The organism is Bradyrhizobium sp. AC87j1, assembly GCF_002936975.1.
GTDB classification, from domain to species: Bacteria; Pseudomonadota; Alphaproteobacteria; order Rhizobiales; family Xanthobacteraceae; genus Bradyrhizobium; species Bradyrhizobium shewense.
The window spans coordinates 1-5033 of the sequence record NZ_PTFE01000191.1; the positions used below are offsets into that span (position 1 = coordinate 1).

Here is a 5033-nt window from a genome sequence, read left to right on the forward strand (position 1 = left end):
GGACAATTTCGATCTCGCGGCTCTGGTCCCAGCTTTTCGCAGGGGGAGCGGCGGATGCGGAGCCATCGTCGAAGTCGGCGAGCGGATCGGAGCCGAAGCGGTTGTGGCCCGAGGTGCCGGACCGGCAGAACATTTCGACGAGGCCCCACAGCCACAGCAGTGCGGCAGTCAGGTTGAGCGAAAATATCCAGCTTGATTTAGGCAGCAGGTCCGCGAACTGGCTGAACAGGCCGGGCAGGAAGAAGAACGGAACGATCCACCAGCCGCTCTTGTCGCGGTCATGGAGTCGCTTGATCGCCGTCGCGAGATAGATCCAGAAGAACAGCGCCATGCCGGACGCCTTGAGGATCGAGCCCGCGAGATCGGCTGGTGCCAGCGCGTGGGAGACGCGGGGGTCGACCAGCTTGAAGAGGCCGTCGAGACCGAAGTCGAAATCGAGCTCCATTCCGAGCTTCAGGGTGGACCTCGTCCCTCCGACGATCCCGATGACTTGACCGGCAATCTCCAGCAAGCCCGCCAGCAGCGCGACGATCAGCAGCGCCTGCCACAGCAACGCGCGGTTGATGCGGCCGTCGAAGCGGAACAGATACCAGGTCCAGTCCATGCCAACGGCTCCGGGCGGGAGGAGCCACCCGAGGATTGGTCGCGATGGAGGGAGAGGGGGTTCGATAGGGCTCTAAGACCCGTCATCCACGCGCAGCGGCGAAGCCGCTGTCGCTGGAGGTGCGAAGCATGGGACGCGACGCGTCCCATGGCGAGCCTCGAAGGATGAACGGCCCGCGATGTCGCCGCCAGCCGGGCCGTCGCCTTTCGAGGGCCGCTGAAGGAGCGGCCACCTCAGGGTGACGGGGATAGGTCTGGGATCGTTGCTCTAACTCAATCCCGCAGCAGCTCGTTGATGCTGGTCTTGGAGCGCGTTCGCTCGTCGACGCGCTTGACGATGACGGCGCAGGCGGTGCTCGGGCCGATCTGGCCGTTCTTCATCGGCTTGCCGGGCAGGGCGCCGGGCACCACGACGGAATATTCGGGGACTTCGCCGATGAAGACCTCGCCGGTCTCGCGGTCGACGATCTTGGTCGAGGCGCCTAGGAACACGCCCATCGCCAGCACCGCGCCCTTGCGCACGATCACGCCCTCGGCGACCTCGGAGCGCGCGCCGATGAAGCAATCGTCCTCGACGATCACGGGCTCGGCCTGCAGCGGCTCGAGCACGCCGCCGATGCCGGCGCCGCCGGAGATGTGCACGCGCTTGCCGATCTGGGCGCAGGAGCCGACGGTGGCCCAGGTGTCCACCATGGTGCTCTCATCGACATAGGCGCCGAGATTGACAAAGGACGGCATCAGCACGACGTTCTTGGCGATGAAGGCCGAGCGGCGCACCACCGAGCCGGGCACGGCACGGAAACCGGCGTCGCGAAAACGGTTCTCGCCCCAGCCTTCGAACTTCGAGGGCACCTTGTCCCACCAAGTCGCCTTGCCGGATCCGCCGGGAATGACGCCCATGTCGTTGAGGCGGAACGACAGCAGCACGGCCTTCTTCAGCCACTGATTGACCTTCCACTTGCCGTCGCTGCCGCGCTCGGCAACGCGCGCCTCGCCCTTGTCCAGAATCTCCAGCGCCTGGTCCACGGCCTCGCGCACCTCGCCCTTGGTCGAGGTCGAGATGCCGTCGCGTGCGTCGAAGGCGCTGTTGATGGTGGATTCGAGGGCTTGGAGGGACATCGGGATTTCCTCTGGGGAAGGCGTGGTTTCGTGTGAATTGGAGCGCTTTTTCGGGATTTGGCGGGGGAGAGTCAAGGCATACTCCGCTGTCGTCCCGGGGCGCGCGAAGCGCGAGCCCGGGACCCATAGCCACAGGCAGTCGTTTGGCGAGGACTCGGAGTTATCGATCTCGCGCCACAACCACTCCCTGTGGTTATGGGTCCCGGGCTCGCTTCGCGCCCCGGGACGACAGCGGTTATTTGGGCGACAACCCGGCCAAAAACCCCGTCAGATCATCCGTGACGTGGTCGACATGGGCGGCATCCCGGCCTTCCAGTTCCCAGTCCTCCCGCACCACCTCCTTCGTTCCATCCGGCACCACCAGCACGGTGGTCATGCCGAGCTGGTGCGGGACGGTGAGGTTGCGGGCGAGGTCCTCGAACATGGCGGCGCGGGTTGGATCGACCGCGTGGTCGGCGAGGAATTTCTGATAGGTCTGCGCCGCCGGCTTCGGCTCGAACTGGGCGGCGATGATGTCGAACACGCCATCGAAATGCGTTGCCAGGCCGAGACGCGCCAGCACCGCATCGACATGGTCGACCGAGCCATTGGTCAGGATCAGCTTGCGCCCCGATAATTTTGCAATGGCTTCGCCGAGCGCAGGGTTCGGCTCCAGTGGCGAATGGTCGATCTTGTGGACGTAGGCGAGATAGTCGTCGGCGGACACGCCATGCAGGGTCATCATGCCGCGCATCGTGGTGCCGAAGCGCAGGTAATAATCCTTCTGGAGTTTTCGCGCCTCCGCCGGCGTCACCTGCAGCCAGCTGGACACGAACTCGGTGATCCGCACATCGACCTGCTGCCACAGATTGACGTGATGCGGATACAGCGTGTTGTCGAGGTCGAACACCCAGGTGTCGACATGGGCAAAGGTGCGGGGGGTAGTCATCGAGATTCTCTATCCGCTACACGCAAGCGCCGCCCACTCTCAGCTGTCGTCCCGGACAAGCGGAGCGCCGATCCGGGACCCATAGCCACAGGGAGTGGTTTGGCGAAGATTCGGGATGACCAGCTTCGCGCCACAACCGCGTCCTGTGGTTATGGGTCCCTGCGTTCGCAGGGACGACAGCGGAGTTTTTGGTGACACCATCATCAGCAACACCATCACGGCACCGCAAAGCGCAGCGTCTTGCCGCCGCTCGACATGTCCACCGCGCCAAAGCCGGTCGCCGCGAATCCGCGCGCGCCGCAATCGGTCTGCTCAACGGTCTCGAACTTGGTCTCGCGCGTGCAGAGCTGCCTGTCGCCGCCCCAGTTCAGCGGCCGGTCCTTCAGCTTGACGGCGCGGTTGTCGGCGTCGACGGCTTCCGCGAAGCTGAAAATCTGCTTCGGCTGACCGGTCACATCAGGGTGCAGGCAGGTCTTGGGATCGATGCGATACCAGCCGCGGCTGGTCACGGACTTGCCGTCGTCGGTCGCGATCGCCGCCATCACCTTGTGCTGCGTGTCGTTGCACCAGGTGAGGCCGGTCGCGGACGGCGTCTGCACCGCATCGACCATGGTCTTGAAGAAGTTTTGCGAGCCCACGATGTCCGAGGACAAGCCGCGGCTCTTCAGGAACGCGGCCAGGGCTGCCTGCGTCTTCGGCCCGTCGACGCCGTCGATCGGCGCGGCGTCGTAGCCCGCGATCACCAACAGCCGCTGGATGCCGGCGAGGCGGGCCTGCTCGTCGTCATATTCGGAATCCTCGGCGAGATAGGCAATGAGGTTGCCGTCGGCTCCCTGCGCCGGCGTCACTTGCGTAAAGGCGGCCTGGGTCTGGCCGCTGCGGCATTGCCGGGCCGCCGCGATGACGAAATTGTCCTGCGCCACGCACAGCATGTCGCTGCCGTTCTGCGGAATCGGGGAGGCGCCATAGACCCCGAGCGCGCGGGCGTTGAGCAGGATGCGGTCGGCGGTCAGCGTGCCCTGCACCACCACGCGGCAGGTGGCGGGATCGACCCTGAACCAGCCGCGCGTCGCGGTCGCCGCCTTGTCGTCGATGCCGATTGCGGCCTCGACGACATAGGACATGCGGTTGCAGATCTTCAGATCGGCGAAGGCCGGCACCGAGGAGAACACGAACGAGACGGCCGCGGCCGGCAGCGCCATCAGGAAGCGGGTCAGGGGTGAGCGGCGGGGGCGCTGAGCCCTCCGCCCGTCATGCCCGGGCTTGTCCCGGGCATCCACGTTCTTGGCGCGGATCGAAAGATCGTGGATGGCCGGGACAAGCCCAGCCATGACGGTTTTCTTTGTCCGCTCGTCTCTCACTTGTGGATCAGCGTTCCCGTGCCCTGGTTGGTGAAGAGCTCAAGCAGCACCGCATGCTGCATCTTGCCGTCGATGATGACGACGCCCTCGACGCCCTGCTCGAGCGCATAGATGCAGGTCTCGACCTTCGGGATCATGCCGCCGGAAATGGTGCCGTCGGCGATCAGCTTGCGGGCATCCTTGACCGACAATTGCGGGATCAGCTTCTTCGACTTGTCGAGCACGCCGGGCACGTCGGTGAGCAGCAACAGGCGTTTGGCCTTCAGCGCGCCGGCAACCGCACCGGCAAAAGTGTCGGCGTTGACGTTCAGCGTCTGGCCGTCCTTCGACGTTGCGAGCGGCGCCAGCACCGGGATCAGCTCGTAGCCGATCAGCTGGTTGAGCAGCGTGAGGTCCACCTTCTCGGGATCGCCGACGAAGCCGAGATCGATGGCCTTCTCGATGTTCGAGCCCGGATCGATGATGGTCCGCGTCGTCTTCGACGCCTTCACCATGTTGCCGTCCTTGCCGGACAGCCCCACGGCCCTGCCGCCGGCTTCGTTGATGTAGCCGACGATCTGCTTGTTGACGGAGCCGGCGAGCACCATCTCGACGATCTCGATGGTTGCCGCATCGGTGATGCGCAGGCCGGCTGCGAATTCCGAGACGATGCCGAGGCGCTTGAGCATGGTCGCGATCTGCGGCCCGCCGCCATGCACCACCACCGGATTGATCGCGGTCTGCTCCAGCAGCACGATGTCGCGGGCAAAATTCTTCGCGGTCTCCTCGTCGCCCATGGCATGGCCGCCATATTTGATGACGATGGTTTCCTCGTCATACTGCTGCATGTGCGGCAGCGCTTCGGACAGGATGCGGGCCTGGTCGAGCGGGGAGATGTCGGTCATGTCACGGATCTCGCTGGCGGGACTGGAGCGGCCTGCGTTCTATCCGATTGGCGGGCGTGGCGCAAAGTGTGGTGTTCGCTCTTACCCTCCCCTGGAGGGGGAGGGTCGATCGCGCGTAGCGCGAGCGGGGTAGGGTGG

5 protein-coding genes are annotated in these 5033 nt (G+C 65.1%); all 5 read right to left on the minus strand.

Annotated features, from left to right (window positions below; translation table 11 throughout):
• A partial coding sequence (locus tag CV770_RS40395; RefSeq protein WP_104466256.1) for a DUF805 domain-containing protein occupies positions 1-604 on the minus strand: 604 nt, incomplete at its 3' end.
• Between the two features lie 272 nt (positions 605-876).
• The gene (gene dapD, locus CV770_RS40400) at positions 877-1722 is read right to left on the minus strand and encodes a 2,3,4,5-tetrahydropyridine-2,6-dicarboxylate N-succinyltransferase (RefSeq protein WP_028140835.1); all 846 of its coding nucleotides are present in this window, start codon (positions 1720-1722) and stop codon (positions 877-879) included.
• A 235-nt stretch (positions 1723-1957) separates the two neighbouring features.
• A complete protein-coding gene (locus CV770_RS40405; RefSeq protein ID WP_104466257.1) occupies positions 1958-2650 on the minus strand; it encodes a pyrimidine 5'-nucleotidase in 693 nt (230 codons plus the stop codon).
• Between the two features lie 215 nt (positions 2651-2865).
• Positions 2866-3852, minus strand: a complete 987-nt coding sequence (locus tag CV770_RS40410; protein ID WP_104466258.1) for a DUF1036 domain-containing protein — start codon at positions 3850-3852, stop codon at positions 2866-2868.
• A gap of 155 nt (positions 3853-4007) precedes the next feature.
• Positions 4008-4895, minus strand: a complete 888-nt coding sequence (gene argB / locus CV770_RS40415; protein ID WP_104466259.1) for an acetylglutamate kinase — start codon at positions 4893-4895, stop codon at positions 4008-4010.
• Between the last annotated feature and the right edge of the window lie 138 nt (positions 4896-5033).

Coding starts and splice junctions, on each gene's coding strand:
- dapD (WP_028140835.1), bottom strand. CDS start 1,722: ATGTCCCTCCAAGCCCTCGAATCCACCATCAACAGCGCCTTCGACGCA.
- CV770_RS40405 (WP_104466257.1), bottom strand. CDS start 2,650: ATGACTACCCCCCGCACCTTTGCCCATGTCGACACCTGGGTGTTCGAC.
- CV770_RS40410 (WP_104466258.1), bottom strand. CDS start 3,852: ATGGCGCTGCCGGCCGCGGCCGTCTCGTTCGTGTTCTCCTCGGTGCCG.
- argB (WP_104466259.1), bottom strand. CDS start 4,895: ATGACCGACATCTCCCCGCTCGACCAGGCCCGCATCCTGTCCGAAGCG.